This window comes from Skermanella aerolata KACC 11604, assembly GCF_000936425.1.
Classification (GTDB): domain Bacteria; phylum Pseudomonadota; class Alphaproteobacteria; order Azospirillales; family Azospirillaceae; genus Skermanella; species Skermanella aerolata.
The window spans coordinates 421,046-446,582 of sequence record NZ_AVFK01000001.1 but is presented as its reverse complement, the minus strand read 5'-3'; the positions used below and the strand labels follow the sequence as shown (position 1 = coordinate 446,582).

General features: G+C 64.7%; 26 protein-coding genes. 15 read left to right on the top strand and 11 right to left on the bottom strand.

Annotated features, from left to right (window positions below; all coding sequences use genetic code 11):
* Window positions 1–69: 69 nt before the first annotated feature.
* On the bottom strand, window positions 70–573 hold the full coding sequence (gene mobB, locus N826_RS02010) for a molybdopterin-guanine dinucleotide biosynthesis protein B (RefSeq protein ID WP_044425617.1): 504 nt from the start codon (window positions 571–573) through the stop codon (window positions 70–72).
* A 99-nt stretch (window positions 574–672) separates the two neighbouring features.
* Here mobB and sugE point away from each other — a divergent pair, with 99 nt between their 5' ends.
* The gene (gene sugE / locus N826_RS02005) at window positions 673–987 is read left to right on the top strand and encodes a quaternary ammonium compound efflux SMR transporter SugE (RefSeq protein ID WP_044425616.1); all 315 of its coding nucleotides are present in this window, start codon (window positions 673–675) and stop codon (window positions 985–987) included.
* 54 nt (window positions 988–1,041) lie between these two features.
* On the opposite strand, the gene N826_RS02000 is transcribed toward sugE, so the two are convergent.
* Window positions 1,042–1,260 carry a hypothetical protein gene (locus tag N826_RS02000; protein ID WP_044425615.1) on the bottom strand — a complete coding sequence of 73 codons (219 nt, stop codon included), beginning with the start codon at window positions 1,258–1,260 and terminating at the stop codon, window positions 1,042–1,044.
* Between the two features lie 338 nt (window positions 1,261–1,598).
* Between N826_RS02000 and N826_RS01995 the strand changes: the two genes are divergently transcribed.
* Window positions 1,599–2,054, top strand: a complete 456-nt coding sequence (locus N826_RS01995; protein WP_044425614.1) for a YccF domain-containing protein — start codon at window positions 1,599–1,601, stop codon at window positions 2,052–2,054.
* 39 nt (window positions 2,055–2,093) lie between these two features.
* Here the strand turns inward: N826_RS01995 and N826_RS01990 are convergent, their stop codons facing one another.
* Both N826_RS01990 and N826_RS01985 read right to left on the bottom strand, forming a co-directional pair.
* Window positions 2,094–2,882, bottom strand: coding sequence for a tellurite resistance TerB family protein (locus N826_RS01990; RefSeq protein WP_044425613.1), 789 nt, complete (start codon window positions 2,880–2,882; stop codon window positions 2,094–2,096).
* Window positions 2,883–2,932: 50 nt separating this feature from the next.
* The gene (locus N826_RS01985; RefSeq protein WP_084720417.1) at window positions 2,933–3,364 is read right to left on the bottom strand and encodes a PRC-barrel domain-containing protein; all 432 of its coding nucleotides are present in this window, start codon (window positions 3,362–3,364) and stop codon (window positions 2,933–2,935) included.
* A gap of 166 nt (window positions 3,365–3,530) precedes the next feature.
* On the opposite strand from N826_RS01985, the gene N826_RS39585 reads away from it, so the two are divergent.
* Complete coding sequence (locus N826_RS39585; RefSeq protein WP_052830750.1) at window positions 3,531–4,373, top strand: SEL1-like repeat protein; 843 nt, start codon at window positions 3,531–3,533, stop codon at window positions 4,371–4,373.
* Here the strand turns inward: N826_RS39585 and N826_RS01975 are convergent.
* The 7 genes from N826_RS01975 to N826_RS01945 all read right to left on the bottom strand — a co-directional run bounded on the left by N826_RS01975 (window position 4,370) and on the right by N826_RS01945 (window position 12,037).
* Window positions 4,370–6,559: a site-2 protease family protein gene (locus tag N826_RS01975; RefSeq protein WP_211099187.1), complete on the bottom strand. Its 2,190-nt coding sequence runs from the start codon at window positions 6,557–6,559 to the stop codon at window positions 4,370–4,372. The genes N826_RS39585 and N826_RS01975 overlap by 4 nt on opposite strands.
* A 2-nt stretch (window positions 6,560–6,561) precedes the next feature.
* Window positions 6,562–7,905, bottom strand: a complete 1,344-nt coding sequence (locus N826_RS01970; RefSeq protein ID WP_044425611.1) for an efflux RND transporter periplasmic adaptor subunit — start codon at window positions 7,903–7,905, stop codon at window positions 6,562–6,564.
* Window positions 7,906–8,005: 100 nt separating this feature from the next.
* Window positions 8,006–8,524 (bottom strand): gamma carbonic anhydrase family protein, encoded by a 519-nt coding sequence (locus N826_RS01965; RefSeq protein ID WP_044425610.1) that lies wholly within the window; start codon window positions 8,522–8,524, stop codon window positions 8,006–8,008.
* Between the two features lie 97 nt (window positions 8,525–8,621).
* The gene (locus N826_RS01960; RefSeq protein ID WP_044425609.1) at window positions 8,622–9,452 is read right to left on the bottom strand and encodes a hypothetical protein; all 831 of its coding nucleotides are present in this window, start codon (window positions 9,450–9,452) and stop codon (window positions 8,622–8,624) included.
* A 142-nt stretch (window positions 9,453–9,594) separates the two neighbouring features.
* Complete coding sequence (locus tag N826_RS01955) at window positions 9,595–9,921, bottom strand: YdbL family probable chaperone protein (protein WP_244619412.1); 327 nt, start codon at window positions 9,919–9,921, stop codon at window positions 9,595–9,597.
* Window positions 9,922–9,932: 11 nt separating this feature from the next.
* Window positions 9,933–10,196: a YnbE family lipoprotein gene (locus N826_RS01950; RefSeq protein WP_244619384.1), complete on the bottom strand. Its 264-nt coding sequence runs from the start codon at window positions 10,194–10,196 to the stop codon at window positions 9,933–9,935.
* On the bottom strand, window positions 10,193–12,037 hold the full coding sequence (locus tag N826_RS01945) for an intermembrane phospholipid transport YdbH family protein (protein ID WP_044425607.1): 1,845 nt from the start codon (window positions 12,035–12,037) through the stop codon (window positions 10,193–10,195). Before N826_RS01945 ends, N826_RS01950 begins: the two co-directional genes overlap by 4 nt.
* A gap of 153 nt (window positions 12,038–12,190) precedes the next feature.
* Between N826_RS01945 and glpD the strand changes: the two genes are divergently transcribed.
* From glpD to N826_RS01880, 12 genes are all read left to right on the top strand, one after another.
* Window positions 12,191–13,720, top strand: coding sequence for a glycerol-3-phosphate dehydrogenase (gene glpD, locus N826_RS01940; protein WP_044425606.1), 1,530 nt, complete (start codon window positions 12,191–12,193; stop codon window positions 13,718–13,720).
* 116 nt (window positions 13,721–13,836) lie between these two features.
* Window positions 13,837–14,385, top strand: a complete 549-nt coding sequence (locus tag N826_RS01935) for a peptidylprolyl isomerase (protein WP_084720415.1) — start codon at window positions 13,837–13,839, stop codon at window positions 14,383–14,385.
* 272 nt (window positions 14,386–14,657) lie between these two features.
* Window positions 14,658–15,704, top strand: coding sequence for a D-xylose ABC transporter substrate-binding protein (xylF, locus tag N826_RS01930; protein ID WP_044425605.1), 1,047 nt, complete (start codon window positions 14,658–14,660; stop codon window positions 15,702–15,704).
* A 25-nt stretch (window positions 15,705–15,729) separates the two neighbouring features.
* On the top strand, window positions 15,730–16,962 hold the full coding sequence (locus tag N826_RS01925; protein WP_044425604.1) for a sugar ABC transporter permease: 1,233 nt from the start codon (window positions 15,730–15,732) through the stop codon (window positions 16,960–16,962).
* Between the two features lie 123 nt (window positions 16,963–17,085).
* Complete coding sequence (locus tag N826_RS01920; RefSeq protein ID WP_044425603.1) at window positions 17,086–17,880, top strand: ATP-binding cassette domain-containing protein; 795 nt, start codon at window positions 17,086–17,088, stop codon at window positions 17,878–17,880.
* Between the two features lie 138 nt (window positions 17,881–18,018).
* Window positions 18,019–18,201 (top strand): hypothetical protein, encoded by a 183-nt coding sequence (locus tag N826_RS01915; protein WP_044425602.1) that lies wholly within the window; start codon window positions 18,019–18,021, stop codon window positions 18,199–18,201.
* A gap of 265 nt (window positions 18,202–18,466) precedes the next feature.
* Window positions 18,467–18,679, top strand: coding sequence for a twin-arginine translocase TatA/TatE family subunit (gene tatA, locus N826_RS01910; RefSeq protein WP_044425601.1), 213 nt, complete (start codon window positions 18,467–18,469; stop codon window positions 18,677–18,679).
* 203 nt (window positions 18,680–18,882) lie between these two features.
* A complete protein-coding gene (locus tag N826_RS41460; protein WP_084720414.1) occupies window positions 18,883–19,878 on the top strand; it encodes an SPOR domain-containing protein in 996 nt (331 codons plus the stop codon).
* 133 nt (window positions 19,879–20,011) lie between these two features.
* Window positions 20,012–20,383: a response regulator transcription factor gene (locus tag N826_RS01895; RefSeq protein ID WP_044425599.1), complete on the top strand. Its 372-nt coding sequence runs from the start codon at window positions 20,012–20,014 to the stop codon at window positions 20,381–20,383.
* A 24-nt stretch (window positions 20,384–20,407) separates the two neighbouring features.
* Window positions 20,408–22,510, top strand: a complete 2,103-nt coding sequence (locus tag N826_RS01890; RefSeq protein WP_044425598.1) for a 3'-5' exonuclease — start codon at window positions 20,408–20,410, stop codon at window positions 22,508–22,510.
* Window positions 22,507–22,746, top strand: coding sequence for a hypothetical protein (locus N826_RS01885; RefSeq protein WP_044425597.1), 240 nt, complete (start codon window positions 22,507–22,509; stop codon window positions 22,744–22,746). Before N826_RS01890 ends, N826_RS01885 begins: the two co-directional genes overlap by 4 nt.
* Window positions 22,746–25,532: a sensor histidine kinase gene (locus N826_RS01880; protein ID WP_063772179.1), complete on the top strand. Its 2,787-nt coding sequence runs from the start codon at window positions 22,746–22,748 to the stop codon at window positions 25,530–25,532. Before N826_RS01885 ends, N826_RS01880 begins: the two co-directional genes overlap by 1 nt.
* The last annotated feature ends 5 nt before the right edge of the window (window positions 25,533–25,537 follow it).

The following is a 25,537-nucleotide window of genomic DNA, read 5'->3' as shown; positions in this document are numbered from 1 at the left end:
ACGAGGTCAATAATTTTCGATACAGGACACAGACAGAAGTATTCTCGTTTCCGGCGGAAAAGCTTGGATTTATGGGATGGCTATGCCGCAGTGCGTCACTACGAAGCGGGCAATTGCCTCCGCCCGGTTGAGATCAAGCACGGGAACCGTCACTTCCGGAACGGCTTCGTCGCAGGCGACGGCCACCACATGCTCGTCTTCCAATGCCAGCAGGGGCTTGCCGGTGGCCCGGCGGAAAACCTCCAGTTTCGGGTGAGGAGACCGTTTGAATCCTTCGATCAGCAGGAGGTCGACCGGTGTCATATGCCGGACAAGCTCGTCGATCGACGGTTCGGCCTCGCCCCGGTTCTCGTGCATCAGCGCCCAGCGGTTGGCCGAGGTGATCATGACTTCCGTAGCGCCGGATTGACGATGGTTGTAGCTGTCCTTGCCGGGCTGATCGACATCGAAGGCGTGATGGGCATGCTTCATGGTCGACACCCGGAGCCCCATGCCCGTCAATTCCGGCAAGAGGCGGACCATCAGGTTCGTCTTGCCGCTGCCGCTCCACCCGGCGATCCCGAATATCTTCATCTCTTACCCATCATTTCAAACAGGCCGCAACATTAAGCCAGCGAAAAGCGATCCGCTACGGTGAAGAACTCGCGATGAAGAGCTTGTGGTGAATTGACTATGGCGTGGTTAATCTTGTTCGCAGCCGGGTTGCTGGAAACCGGATGGGCTGTAGGACTCAAATATACCGAAGGATTATCGAAGCTGTGGCCGAGCGTGTGGACGATCGCCGCGATGGTGCTCAGCCTCGTGATGCTGAGCTACGCGCTCAAGAGCCTGCCGATAGGCACAGCCTATGCGGTCTGGACCGGGATCGGCGCCTGCGGGACCGCGATCCTCGGCATCGTCCTGTTCGGTGAGCCGGCGACTGCGGCCCGCTTGGTCTCCCTGGGGCTGATCGTCGCCGGCATCATAGGACTGAAGCTTGTGGGATGAAGGCCGGCCAAGGACCGGCCTTGCTCCCGCCGCCGATGTTCAGGCAGCCGATGATCAGGCAGCCAAATCGGCCAAGCCGTTACTGTCGCCCTCCGAGACGGCATCGGTGCGGGTGCGCAAGGCACGGTGCCGCTGGTCGACGAATTCACGGAAGAGCGCCTTGTCGCCCAGGATCTCCTGGGCACGGGCGGCTTTGCGGGGATCGGGGTTGCCGGTCAGGCGGCGCAGGGTGTTGGCCGCAATACGGAACTCGACAGCGAGATTGCGCGTCATCGTCTCATCCTTCTCTATATCTCTTTTCAGAGGCGGACGGACGATGAGAATAACGTCCGGCCGCCTAGCTAGACGGACCGTTGTCGCTCACGCGAAACTCCAAGGTTGAGTGCGGACGATACGGCCGAGGCCGGACGTCGCTGCACGGATGAACGAGACATAGGCCGATTTGTTCACGGAGGCAACCGGGTTCCCGCTTTTTTCCATCCAAACTTTAGAAGTATGTTCCGGATGCTACAGGCTGTGGCGAAATGGCCGAACGGGTGGCGCGGCCGCCTCTGCAAGACCTTGGAAGAAAGAAAAAATCTCCCCATATCGCAGTCGAAGGAGAGATTTATATGAGCCTGATAAGCCTGATCCTGAACATCCTGTGGATCATCACCGGCGGAATCTGGATGGCGGCGGGATGGCTGCTGGCGGCCATCGTCATGGCCATCACCATCATCGGTTTGCCCTGGGCACGCTCCGCGGTGAACATCGCCAGCTACACTCTCGCCCCCTTCGGACGGACTGCCGTGTCGCGCGAGGAGTGGGACGGCAGGACCGACTTCGGGACCAGCCCGCTGGGCATGATCGGCAACGTGATCTGGTTCGTTCTAGCCGGCTGGTGGCTGGCCCTGGGCCATCTGCTGACGGCCGTGGCGCTCGCCCTGACGATCGTCGGCATACCGTTCGCCTGGGCGCACCTGAAGCTGGCGGTGATTTCGCTCTGGCCCATCGGCAAGCGGATAGTGTCGAACGAGGAACTGGAAGAACGTGCCCGCGCCGGCTACCGGATCCAGGGCTCCCATTAGGAGCCCTGCCCTTTCCGGCGGCGGAGCCGCGTCCCTCTGTCAGACGATCCGGTTCAGTTCCTGAACCCGATCGTCCGGCAGGTTGAGGCGGGCCGCCAGATATTGAAGATAGGACTTTTCCGCCGGCGAGCCGGTGTCGATCGCCATTTCGGAAGCGAGATAAACCTGCTCCGCCGTTTCCGGATCGGTCACGTCGCGCAGCAAGGCGTCGAGCGAACGAGGCTGCTGGAGTTCCTGCTCGACGGTGCGCCGGTCATCCGCGTCCGCACCGGCTTCGTCCAGCTTGCCAAGGATACGCTGCCGCTCGACTGCGCTGATCTGGCCATCGGCATTGGCCGCCGCGATCATGGCCCGGATCAGCAGCAGCGCCTTCTGATCTCCCATCGTCTCGGCGGCGGCCCTTGCTTCCGGCTGCTCATGCGGCTTAAGGGATTCGACCAGACGCTCGCCGAGTGACGGTCTCGAGCCGGTCCGCGGAGTGGTGGAAGCAGGAGCGGCGGTACCGGAGCCCGCACCCTGCGTCGTGCCGCTGCCGCCGCCGAAGATCGACTCGCCGATCCCCGCCAGTCCGCCGCTGCCGAAGATGCCGCCGGCCGAAGCTCCGCCGGTCGAACCACTGCCGGGCTGCTGCTGGCCGGAGGCCGGTCCCATGTTCTGCTGACGCTCCTGCCAAGCCTTGTAGGCAAGATAGCCGAGGGACGCGAGACCGGCGGCATTGCGGAAGCCGCCGCCGGAGACGTTACCGGCCGCGAAGGATGGACCGCGCCGGCTGCGGCCGGCCATGCCGGTCGCAAGCATCGTTCCAAGGATGTTCTGAAGATTGGCCATGGGTCGTCCGCTCCCTTAAAATCGATTGATAACGGCAGCCGGTGTGCCGATCAGCGCAACGGCTTGATGTTTGAATCGATACCGGCAGCGGCCGGCACGTCCGGGTCGTAGCGCTGGGCCTGCTCGAGCTGCTCCCGCGTCATATCGATCGTGGCGACCGTGCTCTCGGGGTTCAGCTTGACATCCTTCCACGGAACGGCGACCTGCCGCTCGCCGAGACCCAGGACGCCGCCCCATTCCAGCACCACGTAGTCGACCCGGCCATCGGGGGCCACCAGCAGGTTTTCGATCTTGCCGACCTTTCGGCCATCCGCTGCCACGGCATCCGTTCCGATCAGCCTGTCGACCTGAGCCGGCGTCGCCGCCGGCCCTTCGACCTTCGGCATCGAGTCGTGCGTCATCGGATTGGTGGCTTGCTGGGCCACCGCCGGAACGGCCAATGCTAGTACGAGGGCGGTTACGGCGGAGACTGCGATACGCATGGTGGGCCTGCGATGGTTGTTAGAACTGTCGGAGACCCAACCCCGTGCGGCTCCATAGGTTCCTGAGTGCAGGGGAATGCCATTTTCCTGCCATTAACCAACTCTCAAAACAGTTGGCATACCCTAGCGTCACCACAATCCTTCCACGCACGCTTGGATACTGAAGATGCCGATCTGTTCGCGCTGGCGTTCGATTTCCGTCGTGCTTCCCCTGCTGTTTTCCGCCGCCGCCGCACTGACGGCCGGACCGGCCCTGGCCCGCGCTCCCGAGACGGCGGCAGTCCTGGAAACCATCGACACCGGGGCCGTCTCACGATCGGCCGTAGAAGCCTTGCTGACCCGCGCGGGTGCGGGCGATGCCGAAGCGGCGGAAGTCGCGGCACGGCTGTACGACCGCGGCATCGGCGTCAAATGGGACCCGCCAAGCGCGTTGCGCTGGTATACGACGGCGGCGATCAGCGGCAGCAACAGCGCGAAGCGCGAAGCGTCCCGACTGTGGCGCGTCATGCCGCCGGTCAGTCAGCGGCGGGCGGAGGCCGTGCTTGCCCACTTCTTCACCGATGCCGAGTTGGCGGGCATCGGCATCGGCCCGGTTCGGCGGCCAGCCACCCAGCGAAGCTGGATGACCAACCTGGAAGCCGCCGGATTCCTCGCCGCCCCGGCTCCGACCGCTCCCGCTGCCGCGGTCCCAGCACCTGCCGCAGTACCCTCGCCGGCTGCGGTCACCGTGCCGGTCGCGGCGTCGGTTCCGGCACCGGCCGCCGTCATCAGGTCTTCCGCATCGAAACCGCTATCGCCTCAGCTCATGTCGGCCGTTGCCGCTCCGTCGGCACTCCTGCCGGCAGTCCAGGCGCCTGCCGCCGCATCGCCCGCGGCACCGGAGGCAGCCGTCCCCGTGGCGCTGGTCGCTCCTCCGCCCCACAAGCCGCGCCCGAAGGATGCCGCCTCGGTCTCGGCCGTCGTGCCGCTGGTCCACACACCCGTTCCTCCGGTCAAGCCGAAGCGCTAGAAGCCGCTCTCCCGGACCAGCACGCCAAGCGCCACCCGCAGGGTGCGCCCCGCGATGCTCTCGCGCTGCCCTTCCAGAAGGACTTTGCCGCGCTGGACGCGGCCGGGAGCGGCCAGCGCGGTTTCCGCCTTCAACAGGACGCGATAGATCGGGCTTTCCGGAACCAGGGCGCGGTCACCGGCGGCATCCTGCCTGACAGCGATGTCGCCGCCATTGACCGATGCCAGCGATTGCTCCGCCAGGGTCCGGCTGCTGCCGTCGTCGATGGCGACGATCTTCAGCGGGATCGAGGTTTCGCCAAGGTCGTCGGGATGGAAGACCCCGTCGGTACCGATGGCGACGCGTCTCAGATCGTCCTCACCGATATAGGCCTCCACGATGCCGGAGGCCGGATCGATCAGCATGGCGAGGGGCGTGCTCTCCTTCAGCCACTCACCCGGCCGCAGGGGGTCGGCCAATTCCACGATTCTGCCGGAGATCGGAGCCGTGACCACCAGCCGGTCGAGTTCGCTCCGGAAACCGGCGGACTCCGCCTGCGCCGCTTCGAGCTCCCGCCACGATACCTGATTGCGTTCGAGCAGGTCGCGGTTCATGCCCTGGAACTGCACCTGCCAGCGCAATACCTGGGCCTTGCGCTGCGCCTGCTGGAGCGCGTGTTCCAGGTCGGGAGAGGTAAAACGGAACAGCACGTCGCCAGCGGTCACCTCCTTGCCGGGGTATGCGAGCGACTCCGCCAGCATGGCAGCCTTGGGCACGAACAGGCGGGTCTGCTGCTCAGCCCTGAGCACTGCCGGCGCCGGGACCGATCCCCGCCAGGGGACCAGAAGCAACGCGATCAGTCCCGCGAACCCGATCAGTGTCGCAATGCTGTTGCGGTTGATCCGCACGCGGTCGCGGCGGGTTGCCCAGTCCGCCAACTCACCCCAGATCGGACGGGCGATGAACCAGACCAACTCGACCCCCATCAGGAAAATGCCCAGCAGCTTGAAGAACAGGTGGTAGACCAGCAGCGCTATCGTCAGGAACAGGAAGAACCGGTAGATCCAGGTCCCGTAAGCGTAGAACATCAGGATCCGGCGGGTCCTTGCCGGAAAATGCTCCGGTGGCGGATCGCCGAAGCCGAACAGCTTTTCACGCAGCCACCAGCGGGCGAGCGCGAATGAGCGATCCTGGAGGTTGGCGATGTCGAGGTAGTCGGACAGCAGGTAGTAGCCGTCGAACCGCATGAACGGGCTGAGGTTGATCGACAGCGTTATGATCCAGGTGCTGGTCGCCTGGAGAAAGGCGGCGCTGCGGAGCGGCCCGTCCGGCAGGAAGCTCCAGGCGAGCGTGGCGAACGCCGCCAGCGCCAGTTCCGCCGACATGCCGGCGACGCCGATTGCGAGCCTCTGGCGTTTCGACGGCAGCTTCCAGGCTTCGCTGGTATCGGTGTAGAGCACCGGCCACATCACCAGGAAAGCGGCGCCCATCGTCGGCACCCGGCAGCCGTAGCGGCGCGCCGTGAAGGCGTGGCCGAACTCATGCAGAAGTTTGGATGAGAACAGTGCCACGGCGGCGAGAACCGCGCCTTCCGGCGTGAAGAAATGCAGGAAGGTGCCGGTGAAGCCGTCCCATTGCCTCACCACCAGCGCACCGCCGACCAGCGCCGCCAGCAGCACCAGCACCAAAAACCAGCGCGTGAAGACCCAGCCGATCAGGGGAACCACCGCCTTGAGGAACCGGTCGGGCCGGACCAACGGTATCCGGAAGAACAGATAGTTCTTGAGCAGCCACATCGCCGGCGTCTTGCGGGTCGCCGCCACCTGACGCCTGAAGCGTTCGATCGCATCGGGGCCGCGCGCCTGGATCAGGTTGCCCGCCATCAGGAAGCGCGCGAAGGCTTCGACCTGGGCGGCGGTCGCCGCGATGGTGGTCCGTGCCGCGATGTCGGCGGCGATCAGTTCGATCTCGCCGAGGTCCCAGCGGGAAAGGATCTCGAACTCCAGCCAGCCGATGCGATAGAAGCGGTTGGTGACGGGATCGTGCAACGTCCAGGTCGGCGCACCGTCGCGCGTCCGCGGGCCTTCATGCAGCGTCAGTTCGTCCCGTAGCGGCAGGAGCCGCATCGCGGGTGGCGGCTGGCCGACCCCGATGGTCCGGACTCCCGCCGCCGCCGCTCCCGGCGCCGGTAAGGGGATCGAAGTCACGGCTAGAGGCCCAGCCGCTGCCGGAGGCCGGCCAGGGGCCGGCGCATGACGTAATAGAACAGTGTCGCCGGCTCGCCATAAACCTTGGCGACCCCTTTCAGGCCTATCCGGACTGGTGCCGCCTCGTCTCCGAAATCGGCTTTCAACCGATAGGCGAGCGATCCGTCGGGAGTGGGATTCGCCTGATAGCTGGCGTAGCTGAGCTTGCCGGTGACCGGGTTCTGGGGATCGACGTTGAGGAACAGGCTGACGTCGTTCCCTTCCGCTACGGCGATCGCGTCGCTGACGGCGACGTGGATCTCCATTTCCGCTTCGCGCGGGTCCGCGACGATAAGGATGCGTTCGCCGATGGAGACCGGCTTTCCGATCCAGTCGTTGACGTCATCGAAGATGACGATGCCGTTGCGCGGCGACCTGACTTCGATCCGGGCAAGAAGCCCCTCCAGATACGTCACTTCTGCGGCACTCTGTTCCATTCGCCCCTGGAGGATCGCGAGCTGCGCCTTGCTGCGCGGGTCAAACAGGGCCTGCTGTGCCGCCTGACGGTACTCCGCCTCGCCGACCTCGAACGCCTTGCGGGCGACATCCAGGCGGTTCGGAAGCCGGGCGGGATCGAGCGTCAGCAGCAGCTGCCCTTCCGTCACGAGCTGGTTGGGCAGAACCTCGACCCGGTCGACGACCCCGTCGATGGGGGCGCGGATCAGCACGGGCTGCTTCGGAATGACCTCGGCGGGCGCCAGTACGGACTGGCGGATCGGCAGCCAGGCAAGACCCGCCAGCAGCGCCAGCACCAGGAAGCCAAGTCTTCCCCTGCGCTTGAACAGCCAGCTCGCACGGTCACGGCGGCCGCCGCGAAGCGCCGACCAGGAATGAGCATAAGCGTCGCCGAGATAGCTGATGAGATGTCGGTCGTGGTCCGTCCACGGCTCGTCCCGGACAAGGAGCATGCCGCCCAGGCGCTCCTCGTCCGACCGGTCGAGGGGAACCCAAAGAGCATGGGGCGGCAGCCAATCCACCCATTCGGCCGCCAGGCCGGGCGGTATCCCATGCGCATCGACCGGCTCGATCTCGCGGCTGTCGCCGACGGCTTTCAGCACCTTGCGCAGCCAGACCAGGAAAGGTGCGTCGGCATCCGGCAGGGCGATGCCGGAAATCGCGACGACTTTGCCTTCGCCCGATGAAGCGGTGCGGCGCCACAGGACGGCCTGACGGTAGCGCATCAGGGCGTGCGTCTCGTTGACGACGAGAAAGCCGAACTCCTCCAGCGTGGCGGCATGCCGGATGCGCTTCTCGAGCTGGACGAGACCGGTGATGCTGAGAAGCTGGCGGTTCAGAATGTCGTTCATCGTGTCCGTTCAACGCAGATGCGCGGACACGAAGGATTAGGCCTATTCGGTTAAAAAGTTTATTACCATGGTTGGAGAGGGATTGAGACGGGATAGGGCTTCAGGGAGCCCGATATGTCGCGGCCAACTCGACATACTGGGCTGCGGAGCGGGGAAAGAACCCTATCTCTTCCGTGGTCAAACCGCGCATCGGGCGAGCTGGCGTTCCGGCCCAAAGCTCACCACGTCTGACGCGCTTTCCGGGCGTGACGAGGGCACCGGCCGCGACCATGGCGCCGGATTCTACATAGGCGCCATCCATCAGGCAGGCCTTCATGCCGACGAAGCAGCCGCTCTCCAGCGTGCAGGCGTGCAGCAGGGCCATGTGCCCGATCGTGATGTCGTCGCCGATGAACGTCCCCTGCCCGCGCGATGCCACGTGGATCACGACGCCATCCTGGATGTTGGTCCTGGCTCCGATCCGGACGACGTTGACATCGCCCCTGACGACCGTGCCGAACCAGATGCTGGAGTCGGCGCCGATCTCCACGTCGCCGATGACGACGGCGGTGTCCGCTATGAAGGCGCTGTCATGGATGATGGGCGACTTGCCGTGATGCGGCAGAATCAGAGCGGTCATGAAGATCCCCGGCTGATGGCTGTGCGTCGCACCCGTGCTGCGACGAACGCGAGACATAGCCATCGGCGATGGAACTGACCAGAGGCGGAGTTGCCGCCTAGCGGTAGTTCACCTTGTAGACCTGCGTCATCTGGCTGAGCGCCGCCTTGCGGACATTGGCGTCCTTGCTCATCAGGGCGGATGTCGGGTCCATCGTGGACGGCTGCGTCTGAGTGGCGGATCCGCCGCCCTGCATCTGCGCCCGCAGGGCATCGAGCTGAGACGTGTCGCCATTGCGGTAGGCCCGGAGGGCGTCCGTCGTCTGCTGGACCTTGGAGAGCGCATTGCGCGCCTTGGACAAGGCCGCCGAGCCGGCTTCGGTCGCACTGGCGGACGACGCTTCGCCCTGGTGGCTGTAAGTGCCCTTGGCGAGCCCCTTGGCCGTTTCGGCACCGGTGAGCCCTGCAGACTTGCCCTGATAGTCGAGGACGGTGGTATCGGCGGAGGACACCTTCTTGTCGCGGACGAGGCCGACTTCGACGCCGAGCCCGCGGATATTGGTGGCCGATCCTACGGTCTGCTCGACCGTGGTCGCTCGGATCTCGATGCCGGACACGTCCTTGGACGCGGCGGCCTTCTCGATCTGCGGAGCCAGCGACTTCATCGACTCGTCCGTCGCCTTTGCCCGCTGGTCCTTGTCCTTATAGATGCCGCCGAGAGCCTGATCGATCTTGCCGCGCAACTGATCGCGTACGCTGTCCGCCGTTCGGGGCTGGCCGGCAGTGAACTCCAGCTTGATCGCGCCGGACGCACCGGCCGCCCGCTGCGTCGGTGCGACGGCAGTGGAACTCGACGCGGCGGTCGATGTGGACGAAGCAGCGGACGTCGTAGCGGCCTTGGCCGTACTGGTCGTCTGGAACATCGACTGGAAACTGGTGATCGCGACCACGGCAGGAACTCCCTTCTGGAGCGAAGCCCTCCACCGGCGCAAGGATCAGCCCAACGGAGGATATCTACCCCAAAAGATTATCACAGTCCGATGGCAAAGAACAACGGTCCATCGAAACCGCCTTCATGGATCCGGGGCCGAGCTACTTCTTCACCCAGCGGCCCGAGGGCGACAGCACGTACTGCCCGGCTGGCGTCCGGTCGATCAGCTGGCGGCCCGCCATCGCCTGGACGCCATCGACAGGTGCGCCGTTGGACCGGGCCACCTGATCGTAGCGCTGCATCCGTTGGGCGTTGACCTGCTCGACCTGGGCGCGGAGGGCGGCAGGAACCGTATCGGCAACGAAACCGACGAGGCCGTCGGGACGTTCACCGATCAGACCGGACTGCTTGGCGGCGTCAAGGGATGCCTGGGCATAGGACGGCGCCGGAGCCGACAGGCAGATCCCGAGCGCCAGGGCCAAAACCATCGACAAGCGTGTCATTTCCTAGGGCCTCCGGCGGTTCCGAACAGTTCGGGGTCTTCGGCGAAGACCTTTTCCAGATCGCGCTCGACCCTGATCCGGACTTCCTGCTCGATCTTGATGTTCAGGTTGATCTCGATCGGCTTGTCGGGAGCCTCGACCTTCACGGTCGGGCTGCATGCGACGATCGGGAGGGCCACCATAAAGATCGAGATCAGGTTCAGGCGCCCCGTGGCGGTTCTCGGCGATGCGCCCCTGTGCGCGGGGATGGTTCCGGTCATTTGTCCTGGTCCTGGAACTCCATCATCCGTTGGCGAACGGCCGAGGGAATCCGGTAGGTGGCTATTCCGCGCCGAAGGATCGTATCGAGCGCGCCGCCGACGTTTAGATTAAGGGCGACCGGATGACCATCGTAGAATGACGGATTAGAGCCTCGTATGGCGAAGGACAGAGTCATTTCGCCTCCGGCCTGACCATCGACCGAGAGGGAGATTCCCTCATACCGGAAGTCGGTCAGCGCCTGGAGCAGCATGTCGGTGCTGCTGCCGGGATCGCCGGCAAGGAAGGATGGGGGATCGTCCGGATCGTAGCGCAAGATGCCGGGTCCGGTCGTTTCCAGGCGGCCGTTCTCGATCGAAACCGCATCCGGCGACAGATGCACGGGCAGGCTGCCGCGAAGGGTGCCGGACGCGGAGAGACCGTCCACCGCCGCGAGGGAAAGGAGCTGGCGCAGATCGACGTCCTGCGCTTCCAGCACGATGGTCCGGTCGTCGTCACCCATTCCAACTTCGAAAGGAGCGGCTCTCAGTTTCCCGCCCGCCCAGTTCCATTCCGCCTTCGCAACGGAAAGCCGGTCGCCCCGGACGCCGAACCGGATCTCGCCATCGGTCAGCGGGACGCCGGCATCCATCAGGGCAACGGAGATCGTCTGGCCGTCCGGTAGGCGAAGGGGCGACAGCCTGTCCGCCGTCACCACCGCGTTGATGCCCTGGGCGGTCACCGCCCCAGCGTCGATGGCGAGGTCCTTCAGCAGGATTTCAGCTTTTCCAGGGCCCGCCCCCTGCCCCCAAGCGGTCCGTGCCCTGATGCCGACCGTGCCGGCGAATTCGCCGATCCATTGCCTGGTTACGGGAAACAACGCCGCGAACTGGGCTGCTTCCGCGCCGAACAGCGTCGGCTTCAATCGAAGTCCCGCCTGCCCGGCCCCGGTGGACAGGTCGTGCCGACCCTTGAGCGCCATCGACACCTTTCCGGAGCGGTCCGTCAGAAGCGCATCGAAGGCGATCTCCCTGTCGAGGGACCCATCGGCAGTCCCGCTCAGCTTCATCGGAGCAAAGAAGGCGGGATCATGTCCGCTGGCGATCGTTGCGATAGCGTAATCAGCTTTCAGGGGCCGGTCGACCGCCCCATCAATCGACAGGTTTCCACTGAAGCCGTCGCCGGCGATCTCCCGGCCGGGAAGGTTGACCTTGGCTTTGCGCCAGCCGGCGTCCAGCGCGGTCAAGTCGCCGCCGATGGTGAACGTCGCTTCGACGGTCGCTTCGGGCAGACTGCCGACGATCTTCAAGTCAGGCATCTCTGCAGCGAGCGTGACGCTCCGCGCCTGAAAGGCCGTATGCCATCCCTCGGCGAGGTCGAACACCAGGAAGTCGCGACTCGGAACGGGCTTCAAACAGAGCGACTCGGGACGGGTAACCGTGGCGTTCCCCAGCACGATACGCCTGGCAGTCAAAGTCACGCAGTCGTCGGGAACGAAGCGCCAGCGCCATCCTTCCAGTGGCTCGACCGCGCCTGCCGTTTTCAGAACGGCATCGGGAGCGTCGACGCCGTCCGGCAACAGGCCGGCGACCGGGATATCGAGGTCCAGCCGCGCGGAAACGCCCTGTCCGATGGAATAGGCAAGGTCGATCCGACCGATCCGGCGTCCCTCTGGTCCCTCCTCGCCGATGCTGAACGTACTGCCGCCCAGCCCGAGATGGACGACGTCGAGGTGCGCGGTCGGCGAAAGCGACTCGCGGATCAGCCTCGTTCCCTGCCACTCGATGATGGCCGGAAGGATGGCGATGCCGGCGAGTCCGGCACCTGTCGCTATCAGAAGACCCCATACCCAGCGGCGCGCCATAGCTGCTCCTACCTCCATCTCAAGGATAACCGTCGATCGAACCACCCTTCCACCTTCTCGTGGCAGAAAAAGGACATTTCGGAATGTTCGTTTGCGAAAATGCGGAAGCGATATTATGTTCGTATTCGAACATATCATGGCTTGGAGGTGGGGATGTCCGCGGAGGATGGAACGGTGGATATGCTGGTGATCGGCGGCGGCATCAACGGTGCCGGGATCGCGCGCGATGCGGCCGGCCGGGGACTCTCCGTCGTCCTGTGCGAACAGGCCGACCTTGCCAGCGCCACGTCTTCCTCCAGCAGCAAGCTGATCCACGGTGGATTGCGCTACCTGGAGCAGTACGAGTTCCGGCTGGTGCGGGAAGCGCTGGCCGAGCGCGAGGTGCTTCTGCGCAATGCGCCGCACATCATCTGGCCGATGCGGTTCGTGCTCCCCCACAACAAGCTCCTCCGGCCGGCCTGGATGATCCGCCTGGGGTTGTTCCTGTACGACCATATCGGCGGCAAGCGCAGCCTGCCCGGCACCAAGAGCTTGAGCTTCCGGACCGACTGGGTGGAAGGCGCTCCGCTCAAGCCGGAGCTTACCCGGGGCTTCGCCTATTCCGACTGCTGGGTCGAGGACTCGCGGCTTGTCGTACTGAACGCGATGGACGCACGGGTTCGCGGCGCGGAAATCCTGCTGAGAACCCGCTGCACCGAAGCCCGACGGGAAGGCGATCGCTGGACTGCCAAGCTGAAGGATCTCGCCACCGGCGCCGAGCGGGTCGTGAGGGCTCGAATCCTAGTCAATGCCGCCGGCCCGTGGGTCGAGCGGGTGCTTCACGGCGTAGCCGGGCAATCCGGCTCCGCCCACATGCGGCTGGTCAAGGGAAGCCACATCGTCGTTCCCCGCCTGTTCGACGGGGACCACGCCTATATCCTCCAGAACACCGACCGCCGCGTGATCTTCGCGATTCCCTACGAGCATCGCTTCACGCTGATCGGTACGACCGACATTCCCTTCGAGGGCGACGCCACCGACGTCAGGATCACGCCGGAGGAGACCGACTACCTGTGCGATGCGGTCAACCGGTACTTTGCGAAGCAGATCGGACCGGCCGATGTCGTCCGCAGCTACTCCGGCGTGCGGCCGCTCTATGACGACGACAGTGCGGCCAACCCGTCGGCGGTGACCCGCGACTATGTCTTCGACCTTGCGGGGAACCCGGGCGAAGCGCCGCTGCTGTCGATCTATGGCGGCAAGATCACGACCTACCGCCGGCTTGCCGAGCACGCGATGGACAAGCTGAAACGCTTCGTTCCGGACCTGAAACCATCTTGGACCGCCGACGCGGCGCTGCCGGGCGGCGACATGGCGAGCCACCGGTTCGAGCCCTTCGCCGCCGCCTTCAAGGCGCGCCACCCATGGCTGCCCGAAGACGTCGCCCAGCGGCTATGCCGGCTCTACGGAACCCTGGCGGAGCGGATCGTGGGGCCATCCACCAAGCTTTCCGACATGGGCATCGATTTCGGCGGCGGGCTTTACGAACGGGAAGTCGACTGGCTGGTCCGCGAGGAATGGGCGAACACCGCCGACGATATCCTGTGGCGCCGGACCAAGCTCGGTCTTCACGTACCGCCGGAGGGGGCATCGAAACTGGCGGAATGGCTGGCCGGATCCCGCACGCTGGCGCGGGCAAGCTGACCTTTCGACGTGCGGTTCCACCGGAAAGATAATGCCCGCCCGTTCGCCCGCGCTTTAAACCCGGCACCGCATCCACTATGGTCGCCGCTTCACCGACCTGCTGTATGGAAGCAACGATGCGTTGGTTGAAGACTTTGATCATGGCGACCCTGATGGGCGCTTTTCTCTGGAGTGGGGAGGCTTCTGCCTTGGATCTTGAAAACACCCTGTATCTCGACCTGAAAGACGGTCGAGTCGTGATCGAGCTGAAGCCCGATCTGGCCCCCAACCACGTGGCGCGGATCAAGGAACTGACCCGTCAGGGCTTCTACGATGGTCTCGTGTTCCACCGCGTGATCGACGGCTTCATGGCCCAGACCGGCGACCCGCAGGGTACCGGCATGGGCGGCTCCGGCCAGAAGCTGAAGGCCGAGTTCTCCAACTACAAGCACGTCCGGGGCACCACCTCGATGGCGCGCGCGCAGGACCCGAACAGCGCCGACAGCCAGTTCTACATCATGTTCGCCCCGGCGCCGCACCTCGACCGTCAGTACACCGTCTGGGGTCAGGTCGTCGAAGGCATGGACTTCGTCGACATGATCAAGAAGGGATCGCCGTCCCGCAACGGTTCGGTAACAGAGCCCGACCGCATCATCAAGATGCAGGTCGCCGCGGACGCCAAGTAAGGCCCCGACCCGGTTCTTTCCGGCCGGCACGCCCTCTCCCGTTACCGCGGGAGAGGGCGTTTTTCGTTAGAATGTCAAATTAAGGCCAAACACTCCGGTCAGCTCAATTGATTTGGCCGATGGGCCGTGGCATCGTTCCGCTGCGGCAATTCGAAGCAATGCTGGTTTGCCGCATCGTCTGGAGGCCCGGGCGAAGTCTCAAGGCGCTTCAGGAAACATGCCCAGGCACAAGCCGGGCCAACAAGAATGAACCTTTGGGGAGGCGGAACTCAATGATTCCCATCAAGCATGCCCTGGCAGGCCTGGGCGCCGTGCTGGCCATGACTGTCGCGACCAGCGCCATGGCACAGAAAACCGTCGTCGGAGTAAGCTGGTCCAATTTCCAGGAAGAGCGCTGGAAGACCGACGAGGCCGCGATCAAAGCGCGCTTGACCGAATTGGGCGCCGACTACATCAGCGCCGATGCCCAAAGCTCGCCGTCCAAGCAGCTTGCCGACGTGGAAAGCCTGATCTCACGCGGGGCGACGGCGCTGATCGTGCTGGCGCAGGACAACAACGCGATCATGCCGGCCATCGCCAAGGCGACCGCCGAGGGCATCCCGGTCGTCGGCTACGACCGCCTGATCGAAGCGCCCGGCGTCTTCTACCTGACCTTCGACAACAAGGAAGTCGGCCGCATCCAGGCCCGCCAGATCCTCAAGGTCCAGCCCAAGGGCAACTACGTCTTCATCAAGGGGAGCGCCGCCGACCCCAACGCCGATTTCCTCCATGCCGGACAGGTCGAAGTGCTGAAGCCCTCGATCGACAAGGGCGACATCAAGGTGGTAGGCGAGCAGTACACCGACGGCTGGCTGCCCGAGAACGCCCAGCGGAACATGGAACAGATCCTGACCGCCAACAACAACAAGGTCGATGCGGTCGTCGCCTCCAACGACGGCACCGCCGGCGGCGCCATCGCGGCGCTTTCCGCACAAGGACTTCAGGGCATTCCAGTTTCCGGCCAGGACGCCGACCAAGCCGCGCTCAACCGGGTGGCGCGCGGACTTCAAACCGTCAGCGTCTGGAAGGACGCGCGGGAACTGGGCAAGAACGCGGCGGAAATCGCCGTGGAGATGGCCAAGGGAACGGAGCCGGCCAAGATCAAGGGCGCGACCAAGTGGTCCGAAGGCGCCAAGCGCGTCCCGCTCGACGCCATCTTCCTGACGCCAGTCCCGATCACGCAGGACAACCTGAACCTCGTCGTCGATGCCGGCTGGGTGAAGAAGGACGTGGTCTGCCAGGGCGTCGACAAGGCCAAGGCCCCCAAGGCCTGCCAGTAGAAAGCTCGCCGAAGGAGTCGCGAGAATGACGACTGCCGTTGAAACGCCGGGCGCCGCGCGACCGCAGGGCGCCCGCGGCCTGATCGACGCGCTCGAGATCGACACACGGCTGCTTGCGATGGCGGCGGCGCTGGTGGTGATCTGGGTCGGGCTGGACCTGCTGACCGGCGGCATCTTCCTGACCGCGCGCAATCTCTGGAACCTGTCGGTCCAGACCAGCGTCGTCGGCATCATGGCGACCGGCATGGTGCTGGTGATCGTGGCTCGCCACATCGACCTGTCGGTCGGCTCCGTGCTGGGGTTCGTCGGCATGGCGATGGCCGTGCTCCAGGTCGAGATCCTGCCGATCGGGACGTCCTGGAACTGGCTGCTGTCGCTGGTCCTGGGGCTGGTTCTGGGAGCGGCGATCGGAGCTTTCCAGGGCTGGTGGGTGGCCTATCGGGCGGTCCCCGCCTTCATCGTGACGCTGGGCGGGCTGCTGATCTTCCGGGGATTGGCTTGGTGGATCACGGAGGGACGTACTGTCGCTCCGATGGACCCAAACTTCCAGCTCCTGGGCGGCGGCCTGGACGGATCGATCGGCGAGTTCTGGAGCTGGGTGGTCGGGGTCCTGTTCATCGCCGCCGTCGTGATCAAGGCGTTCCGGACCCGCCAGCGGCGCAACCGCTACAACTTCCCGGTCCGTCCGCTTTGGGCGGAGGCGCTGGTCTTGGTCGTCTCGGTCGCGGTGATCGTCGGCTTCGTCCAGGTGATGAACTCGTACTACCGGCCGCGCACCCAGATCCCGCAGGGAATCCCGATCCCGGTGCTGATCCTGATCGTCGTCGCGGTCGGCATGTCGGCCCTGACCAAGGTGACGAAGTTCGGCCGATACGTCTTCGCGATCGGTGGCAACCCGGAGGCGGCGGAACTTGGAGGCATCAATGTCCGCAAGGTCACCGTGATGATCTTCGTGATGATGGGGGTGCTGTCGGCCATAGCCGGCGCGATCCAGACCGCTCGGCTGAACGCGGGCCTCAACTCCACCGGGTCGCTGCTGGAGCTGTCCGTCATCGCGGCGGCCGTGATCGGCGGAACTTCGCTGTCGGGCGGGGTCGGCACGATCGCCGGCGCCATCCTGGGCGCCCTGATCATGCAGAGCCTGCAAAGCGGCATGATCCTGCTGAACATCTCGACCCCGATGCAGCCGGTCGTGATCGGGCTGGTGCTGATATCGGCGGTCTGGCTGGATACCGTCTATCAACGGCGGCGGCGCTGACGGCGGAACGCCACGCTCCAGTGCGGAGCGCCCTTGGCGAAACCTCCAAGAATTCGATGGACACTATGGGCCTGCCCTGGAGCCAGGCTAGGCCAATATGACAAGCTACCGGGGAGAAGACCGATGTCGGCAAGCAATCCGTCCAAGGGCGTTCCGCTCGTGGAGATGCGGGACATTTCCATCCAGTTCGGCGGTGTCAAGGCGGTGGACGGCGTGACCATCGATCTTCATCCCGGCGAGGTCGTCGGACTGCTCGGACACAACGGCGCCGGCAAATCGACCCTCATCAAGATCCTGTCCGGCGCCTATCAGGCGAATTCCGGCGACATCCTGATCAACGGCGAGAAGGTGGATATCCGCAGCCCGCGCGACGCCAAGGCGCTGGGGATCGAGACCATCTACCAGACGCTGGCGCTAGCCGACAACATCGACGCACCGGGCAACCTGTTCCTTGGCCGGGAGTTGATGACGCCCTACGGGACGCTGGACGACGACGCGATGGAGCGCGCGACCCGCGATGTCATGGGCAGGCTCAACCCCAACTTCCGCAAGATCAAGGAGCCGGTCAAGAACCTGTCGGGCGGCCAGCGGCAGTCGGTCGCGATCGCCCGCGCCCTGCACTTCAACGCGAAGATCCTCATCATGGACGAGCCGACTGCGGCGCTGGGACCGCAGGAAACCCGTCAGGTCGCCGAGCTGATCAAGCAGTTGAAGAAGGAAGGTATCGGTATCTTCCTGATCAGCCACGACCTGCACGACGTCTTTGACCTGTCGGACCGGGTCAGCGTCATGAAGAACGGCAAGCTGGTCGGCACCTGCAATACATCCGACGTCACCAAGGACGAGGTCCTGGGGATGATCATCCTGGGCAAGCTGCCCGGCGAGCAGAGCCGCCAGGAGCTGGAGAGCATGCATTGACGGATTGATCGTCAAGGGATCCCTTGACGTTTCGTCAAATCCTTTTTGCTTTTCATGACTTGTCCTATGCCCCTATCGTTTTGCCAGCCGCCCCGCATTCGGGCGATGGAAGAACGAACGACCAGGGGAAAGTCACGAATGAACGGCAAGAACCAATCCGCCAGCATCTATACCGCGGTCCACAACAGCCGCATCATCTGCCGTGAGGTCGGCGCGAGGATCACCTACGAGGACCCGACGTTCTCGGTGGCGATGGGAATGGCCTACGTGCTGGATCAGCTTGTTTCGGATCGGACGGCAAGGAACATTCCATCCAAGTAGTTCCTGCCGGGTCCAACCCCTGACAATTTCATTAGCCTCCGATCCATCCTACCCCTATCACCGAACCTCGAGTCATCTTATAGTGCCCGCCGCAAGTCCTGTTTGCAGCGGGAGGGAGGTTGTCTGGGATGAGGGGTCGGGCCATGACACGGCGTGTTGCCGATGTGGAGCCTTCAACCCTTTCCGTATCCGCTGCGGCTTACCACATCATCAAAAGCGCAACCGGGCGCCGGCGCCAACGTCGTCACGGACTGGAGACAAGCATATGGGTTCGTTCAGCCTTTTCCACTGGATCATCGTCCTGGCAGCTGTCGTTCTGCTGTTCGGCACCAAGCGCATCCCCCAGGCGATGGGCGACATCGCCCGCGGGATGAAGCAGTTCCGCAACGGCCTGCGGGAGGAGGATACCCCGGAAGTCCAGGCGACGCCGGTGGTCAAGCCGGCCGAGCTGCCGCGCGATACCGTTCACCGCGCCTGAATCTCGACTCCGCCGCGTGCGTTCACGCGGCGGACTGGCGGGACATCGAAGCGACAGGGATCACCGGGCGGCGCACCCTGCGCCGCCCGGTAAGTCTGTTTGTATTCACGCAACCTTAAGACCTGCGTGTCTATCTGCATCAGGCATACCCAGCCAGACGGAACCGGCTTGGAAGGTCTGTCGCTGAAGCCCGGACAAGAAAAATGAACCTGAAGTCCGTAGCCATGGCCACCGGCCTGGTCCTGACCTTTGCAGCCGGCGCCTGGCTCAGCACCATCATGCTGGCTCCTCCGCAAAGGCCGATCCGGGAAGCGGCACAGACTCCGGCCCAGGTGCAGCCGCCTGCATCGACGCGGCAGGCGACCACCCTGCCGGAGTTGCCGGCTTCCGAGTCCATCCTGCCGCCCCTTCCGCCGCTGCCGCAGACGCCGGCCGCAACACCGCCCGCTGCAACACCACCGTCACCATCGCCAGCGCCACCAAGCGTTTCTCCGCCGTCGGCAGAGCCGCCCGTGGCAGCTGCGGCGGAACCGGAACCGGCACAGCCGCCGACGGCGGGACAGGCCGAGCAGCAGCCCGATACTCCGCCACCGGCTTCCGAAGCGCCTCCTCCGTCTCCTCCCGCGCCGCCGCCCGTGGTGGAGTCACTGCCGGCCATACCGGAGGCTCCTCCGGCCCTGGCGGAAGCTTCGCCCCCCGTCGCCGCTCCCGTCGCGGAAATGATACGGGAACCAGAACCGCCTGCACCGGCGGTACCCGCGATTCCACTGACCCCTCCATTGGACAAGCCCGCCGAGGAAGACATCGACCCCGGGATTGCCGCGCTCAGCGCCCTGGTGACCCGAGCACCTTCGGCTCCAGCGCCGTCCGCGTCGCTCCCTGCGCCTCCGCATGATGCGGCACCTCTCCCGTCCGACAGGATGGCGGAATCCGTTCCGCCAGCGGCACCGATCGTCTCCGGCCCCTACTTCACGATCCAGGTCGGCAGCTTCCAGGACCCAGCCAATGCGGCGAGCCTTCAACGGAGTCTCGGGACCAAGGGTTGGGAAGCCTTCGTGGTCGACTGGACCAACGGCAGCGGACAAGTCTGGAAGGTTGTCCGCGTCGGGCGCTATCAGACGGAAGCACAGGCGGTGACTGCTTCGACCGAACTGATGAGTGCGGCAAATCTTCGCGGTAATGTCATAAAGGTCCGATAAATCATAATTTTCTTGTGGTTTATGTTGATCGTGACATGGGGCGGCAGTTACATTCAATTCCATCGGTGTAGAGCACAACTAAAAATAAACAACCCTCTACCGGGAGGGTTGGACGCCGGAGGAATCCTGCCCCATGACTCAATCCATTCTGGTTGCCGACGACGAACCCAGCATCCTGTTATCGTTGCAGTTCCTATTGCAGAAAGCCGGGTTCGAAGTTCGTCTCGCCCATAACGGCGAGGAAGTGTTGCAAGCGGTCGAGCAGTCCGCCCCGGATCTGCTGCTGCTCGACGCCATGATGCCGCACCGCGACGGTTACGACGTCTGCCAGACGATCCGTGCAGACCCTCGCTGGACGAGCCTGCCGATCATCATGCTGACAGCCAAGAGCCGGGACGTCGAGCGGCAGAAGGGGATGGCGCTCGGCGCCACCGATTACGTCACCAAACCTTTTTCCACCCGAGATCTGGTCGCGACCGTGCGCAAGCACCTGACCGTTTCCTGACGCCGGAAGCGGAGACGAGACAAGATGGACGCACGCCGCAAGCTGGGCTCGCTTTTCCTATCGATTGGCGGCGTTGCTGCACTCGCGGTCGCAGCGCTGGCCGTGCTGCTGAGCAATGCCGGAACAGCCGGCAATCCGCTGGTGACCTATGCCGTATTGGCGACGGCGATCGTAGCCGCCGCCATCTTCGCCCTATGGCAGCTGGTCGACCGCTCCCTGCTGAGGGGATTGAATGCGCTGGCCGGAGAGACGCGCGTGATCGCGCACGGCACCGAGACAGCGCGGGTGCCGATTGAACGCTATGGCGCACTGACTCCCCTGCCCCAGGCCATCAACGAACTGGGAGAGAAGCTGGCGTTGGCGAAGTCGGATATCGCCCGGGCGGTCGCATCCTCCACCGCCGAGGTAGAGGAACAGAAAAGCCGTCTTTCGACGCTGTTGCGCGATCTGCACGAAGGTGTTCTGGTCTGCAACCAGCATCATCAGATCCTGCTGTACAATCAGGCGGCGCTGACCCTGCTGCACCTGACCGGCGAGCTTGGCATCGGGCGCAGCCTGCTTCAGGTGATCACCAAGGCGCCCGTCCTGCACACGCTGGAACGCCTGACGCTGCGCGTCAAGGAAGGCCGGCACCTCACCCACCCGCACGGCACGGCTGCCCAGTTCGTGGGTGCTACGACCGACGGCCGTTACCTGCTGGAAGGCCGGATGAACCTGATCCTGCAGGAGGATGACGGCATCAACGGCTACGTCGTGACGTTCGAGGACATAACGGCGGAACTGGCCGTGCTCGGCAAGCGCGACGCCGTCCTGCGCGCCGCCACGGAAGGCTTCCGCCAGCCGATCGCCAACCTCCGCGCCGCCGTGGAGACGCTGACCGACAACCCCGATCTGGACAATGATTCCCGCCAGGCATTCGAACAAGTGATCCTAAACGAGTGCGGCGGTCTTTCCCAAAGGCTCGAACGGATCACAGAAGACTACCGCAGCATCATCACCGGCGCGTGGCCGATGAACGATATCCACAGCGGCAACCTGATCAACCTGGTTATCACCAGGACGAACACGAGCGGCGGACCGAAGGTCATCCTGACCGGGCTGCCGCAGTGGCTGCACGCCGACAGCTACAGCCTCGTCGTGATGCTCGACCATCTGGTACAGCGCCTGGGCGAAGTCACGGGCGTTCGGAGCTTCGACATGTCAGCGGAGGCGAGCGATCCCTGGGTCTATGTCGATATCTCCTGGGAGGGCTCGCCGGTCGCGTCTTCCGTCATCGACAAGTGGATGGAGCAGCCTTTGCCGGACGCACTCGGCGGCCTGACCGTCAGCGACGTGCTCCAGCATCACCGCAGCGAGCTATGGTGCGAGACGACCCGGCCGGGCCATGCCCGGATGCGGGTGCCGGTGCCGCCTTCCGAACAGCTCCACGGGCATACCGACCACATCGCTCCTTCGGCGCGCCCTGACTTCTTCGACTTTTCCCTGCTGCACCAGCCGATCGCCACGGCCGAACTCGGCCAGACGCCGCTCGACCGCCTGAGTTTCGTCGTGTTCGACACCGAAACCACTGGGTTGCGTCCGTCGGACGGCGACGAGATCATCCAGATCGCCGGCGTCCGGATCGTCAACGGGCGAATCCTGACGGGCGAGACCTTCAGCCAGCTCGTCGATCCGGGGCGCCCGATACCGCCGGAGTCCATCCAGTTCCACGGCGTCACCGACGACATGGTGCGGGACAAGCCCAAGGCATCGGTCGTGCTGCCGCTGTTCCACTCCTTCGTCACCGGATCTGTACTGGTCGCCCACAATGCGGCTTTCGATCTCAAGTTCCTGAAGATGAAGGAGAAGATCAGCGGCGTTAAGTTCGACAACCCGGTGCTCGATACGATGCTGCTGTCGCGGCAGCTTCAGGGCGAAAACGCCGACCATACGCTGGACGGCATCGCGAAGCGGCTTGGCATACAGGTGGTCGATCGCCATACCGCCCTCGGCGACAGCCTGCTCACGGCGGCGATCTTCCTGCGCTTCGTCGACATGCTGCGCGACCAGGGCTTCGTCACGCTGGACGATGCCATCTGCAGCGCCAACATCCTTGTCGAACTTCACGCGCGGGAACGGGCGTTTTGACCGGGCGGCGCGACAGACCGCCTCGCGGCGACCGTCTGATCGCGCTGTTCCTGCTTGCCCTGGTATTGTTCAATCCGCCGCTGCTCCAGGCCTTCGGCGCACCCGGTTTCCTGTTCGGCTGGCCGGCGCTGATGCTCTACATCTTCGGCGTCTGGCTGGCCGTCATCGCCCTGCTGGCCCTGGCGGTCGAGCGTCAGCCGGGTGACGAGCGGCCCGCCGACGAAGGACAAGGCTGATGCCCGCATCGCTCGTCGCCGCCACGTCCTTCGCCTACCTGTTCCTGCTGTTCGCCATCGCCTGGGGGGCCGACCGGCTGGCCGACCGGGGACGGAGCGTGATCGCGACACCCTATGTCTATGCGCTGTCGCTGGGCGTATTCTGCACCACCTGGACCTTCTATGGCAGCGTCGGGCGGGCATCGACGCTGGGGATCGGCTTCCTTCCGGTCTATCTCGGACCGACGCTGGTCATGACGCTGGGCTATCTCGTGATCGCCAAGATCCTGCGGATCGCCAAACGCCAGCGCAGCACATCCATCGCCGACTTCATCGCCGCGCGCTACGGCAAGAGCCAACTACTGGGCGGCATGGTCGCCGCGATCGCGGTGTTCGGCGTGACGCCCTATATAGCGCTTCAGTTGAAGGCGGTATCCATCAGCTTCGACCTGCTGGCCGGGACCGACCCGACCGGGCTGGGAACGGGACCGCACGCGGCGATCCTCGGAGATAAGGCGTTCTACGTGGCCTTGCTGATGGCGGCCTTCGCCATCGTCTTCGGCACGCGCAGCATCGATGCCGCCGAGCACCACCAGGGCATGGTTGCCGCCGTCGCGTTCGAAAGCGTCGTCAAGCTGCTGTCGTTCCTGGCGGTCGGGGTCATGGTGGTCTGGGGCATCCATGACGGCTTCGGGGACCTGTTCGAACGCACGGCTTCCAACCCCGCCGTCGCCCGACTGCTGACGGCCGAACCGGCGCTGGGCGACGGAAGCTGGATCACCGTGACGCTGCTGTCGATGGCGGCCATCGTCTGCCTGCCCCGCCAGTTCCAGCTGATGATAGTGGAGAACGTCCGCGAGTCGCATCTGCGCCGGGCGCTGTGGCTGTTTCCGCTCTACATGCTGCTGATCAACCTGTTCGTGCTGCCGGTCGCAGTCGCTGGCCTGATGCTCTTCCCCGCCGGCTCCGTCGACCCTGATATGTTCGTCCTGGCGTTGCCGCTGTCGCAGGGCTGGAAGGCCCTGGCGCTGTTCGCCTTCATCGGCGGGCTTTCGGCGGCGACCAGCATGATCATCGTCGAGACGGTTGCGCTGAGCACGATGGTCTCGAACGATCTGGTCATCCCGGCGCTGCTGCGTCTCAACCTGCTGAAGCTGGACCGCCACCCCGACCTGACCCGGCTCCTGCTGACGATCCGGCGGACCGCCATCCTGACTATCCTGCTGATGGGCTACGGCTATTTCCGGTTCGCCGGCAGCGCCTATGCCCTGGGCGCCATCGGCCTGATCTCCTTCGCCGCCGTGGCGCAGTTCGCGCCCGCCCTGATCGGCGGCATCTTCTGGAGCGGCGGAACGCGGCGGGGCGCCCTATCCGGGTTGATCGCGGGGATATCGGCCTGGACCTATACGCTCCTGCTGCCGTCGTTCGCCCGCTCCGGCTGGCTCGATCCCGGCTTCCTGTCCGACGGCCCCGGCGGAATGGAGCTGCTGCGACCCTATGCGCTGTTCGGCCTGCAAGGCCTGGACCCGCTGTCGCACGCGCTGTTCTGGAGCATGGCGCTGAATGTCGGGCTCTATGTCGCGGTATCGCTGTTCGACCGCCCCAGCGTCGGCGAGCGGGTCCAGGCCAATGCCTTCGTCGACGTGTTTCGGATGACGGAGCGGGCGACCGCGGCCTCGTCGTCATGGCGCGGCAGCACGACGGTCGGTGAGCTTATTGCGCTGGTCGGCCGTTTCCTGGGGCCTCAGCGGGCGGAACAGGCCTTTGCCGGGCTGGCGCGCGGCGGCTCGGTGGATCTGCGGCGCGACCGCCAGGCCAGCGCGGAACTGGTACGCTTCGGCGAGCGGCTGATGGCGGGCGCCATCGGCGCGGCATCGGCGCGGGTGGCGCTCGCCTCGGCCGTCAGGGGCGGCGAAGTCACCATGCCCGAACTGCTGAGGATGCTGGACGAGACCAGCCAGGTACTCGAATACAGCCGCCAGCTCGAGCAGAAGTCGGCCGAACTGGAGCGCACCTCGGTCGCGCTGCGCGCGGCCAACGAGAAGCTACTGGAGCTGGACCGGCTGAAGGACGACTTCCTGTCGACCGTGACGCACGAGCTGCGGACGCCGCTGACCTCTATCCGCGCTTTCGCGGAAATCCTGCACGACAATCCCGATATCGAGCCGGATCAGGCGCGGGAGTTCCTTCACCTAATCATCAAGGAGAGCGAGCGCCTGACCCGGCTGATCAATCAGGTCCTGGACATGGCGAAGATCGAGGCGGGCGAGATCGACTGGAACATCGAAACGGTCGATCTGGGAGAAATCGTCCGTGAAGCAACCGCGACCACCGCGCAGGTGTTCAAGGACAAGGGGATCGCGCTGGAAGCGCATATCCCCGATACGGTGCCAGGAGTGCGGGGTGATCATGACAGGCTTACACAGGTCGCGATGAACCTTCTATCCAATGCGGCCAAGTTCACCCCTGGCGGATCAGGGCGCGTGGTCGTCAGCGTCGAGCATTCAGGCGATGGCGTGAAGGTAGCAGTCAGCGACAACGGCCCCGGCCTAACGCCCAATGATGCGGAGATCGTGTTCGACAAGTTCCGTCAGGTCGGCAACACGATGACGGACAAGCCGCAGGGAACCGGCCTGGGCCTGGCGATCTGCAAGCGCATCGTAGAGCATCTGGGGGGCAGGATCTGGGTCGAAAGCTCTATCGGCCACGGCGCCACATTCGCCTTCGTCATTCCCGCCGACAGCACCATATCCAGTCCCGCCACCACACCGAACGGTGCTTACCTCCCGGCCAACGCCGACCAATGACGGAT

Excerpts from the sequence above, each read along its gene's own strand:
- mobB (WP_044425617.1), bottom strand. The coding sequence starts at position 573 with ATGAAGATATTCGGGATCGCCGGGTGGAGCGGCAGCGGCAAGACGAAC.
- sugE (WP_044425616.1), top strand. The coding sequence starts at position 673 with ATGGCGTGGTTAATCTTGTTCGCAGCCGGGTTGCTGGAAACCGGATGG.
- N826_RS02000 (WP_044425615.1), bottom strand. The coding sequence starts at position 1,260 with ATGACGCGCAATCTCGCTGTCGAGTTCCGTATTGCGGCCAACACCCTG.
- N826_RS01995 (WP_044425614.1), top strand. The coding sequence starts at position 1,599 with ATGAGCCTGATAAGCCTGATCCTGAACATCCTGTGGATCATCACCGGC.
- N826_RS01990 (WP_044425613.1), bottom strand. The coding sequence starts at position 2,882 with ATGGCCAATCTTCAGAACATCCTTGGAACGATGCTTGCGACCGGCATG.
- N826_RS01985 (WP_084720417.1), bottom strand. The coding sequence starts at position 3,364 with ATGCGTATCGCAGTCTCCGCCGTAACCGCCCTCGTACTAGCATTGGCC.
- N826_RS39585 (WP_052830750.1), top strand. The coding sequence starts at position 3,531 with ATGCCGATCTGTTCGCGCTGGCGTTCGATTTCCGTCGTGCTTCCCCTG.
- N826_RS01970 (WP_044425611.1), bottom strand. The coding sequence starts at position 7,905 with ATGAACGACATTCTGAACCGCCAGCTTCTCAGCATCACCGGTCTCGTC.
- N826_RS01965 (WP_044425610.1), bottom strand. The coding sequence starts at position 8,524 with ATGACCGCTCTGATTCTGCCGCATCACGGCAAGTCGCCCATCATCCAT.
- N826_RS01955 (WP_244619412.1), bottom strand. The coding sequence starts at position 9,921 with ATGGTTTTGGCCCTGGCGCTCGGGATCTGCCTGTCGGCTCCGGCGCCG.
- N826_RS01950 (WP_244619384.1), bottom strand. The coding sequence starts at position 10,196 with ATGACCGGAACCATCCCCGCGCACAGGGGCGCATCGCCGAGAACCGCC.
- N826_RS01945 (WP_044425607.1), bottom strand. The coding sequence starts at position 12,037 with ATGGCGCGCCGCTGGGTATGGGGTCTTCTGATAGCGACAGGTGCCGGA.
- glpD (WP_044425606.1), top strand. The coding sequence starts at position 12,191 with ATGTCCGCGGAGGATGGAACGGTGGATATGCTGGTGATCGGCGGCGGC.
- N826_RS01935 (WP_084720415.1), top strand. The coding sequence starts at position 13,837 with ATGCGTTGGTTGAAGACTTTGATCATGGCGACCCTGATGGGCGCTTTT.
- xylF (WP_044425605.1), top strand. The coding sequence starts at position 14,658 with ATGATTCCCATCAAGCATGCCCTGGCAGGCCTGGGCGCCGTGCTGGCC.
- N826_RS01925 (WP_044425604.1), top strand. The coding sequence starts at position 15,730 with ATGACGACTGCCGTTGAAACGCCGGGCGCCGCGCGACCGCAGGGCGCC.
- N826_RS01920 (WP_044425603.1), top strand. The coding sequence starts at position 17,086 with ATGTCGGCAAGCAATCCGTCCAAGGGCGTTCCGCTCGTGGAGATGCGG.
- N826_RS01915 (WP_044425602.1), top strand. The coding sequence starts at position 18,019 with ATGAACGGCAAGAACCAATCCGCCAGCATCTATACCGCGGTCCACAAC.
- tatA (WP_044425601.1), top strand. The coding sequence starts at position 18,467 with ATGGGTTCGTTCAGCCTTTTCCACTGGATCATCGTCCTGGCAGCTGTC.
- N826_RS41460 (WP_084720414.1), top strand. The coding sequence starts at position 18,883 with ATGAACCTGAAGTCCGTAGCCATGGCCACCGGCCTGGTCCTGACCTTT.
- N826_RS01895 (WP_044425599.1), top strand. The coding sequence starts at position 20,012 with ATGACTCAATCCATTCTGGTTGCCGACGACGAACCCAGCATCCTGTTA.
- N826_RS01890 (WP_044425598.1), top strand. The coding sequence starts at position 20,408 with ATGGACGCACGCCGCAAGCTGGGCTCGCTTTTCCTATCGATTGGCGGC.
- N826_RS01880 (WP_063772179.1), top strand. The coding sequence starts at position 22,746 with ATGCCCGCATCGCTCGTCGCCGCCACGTCCTTCGCCTACCTGTTCCTG.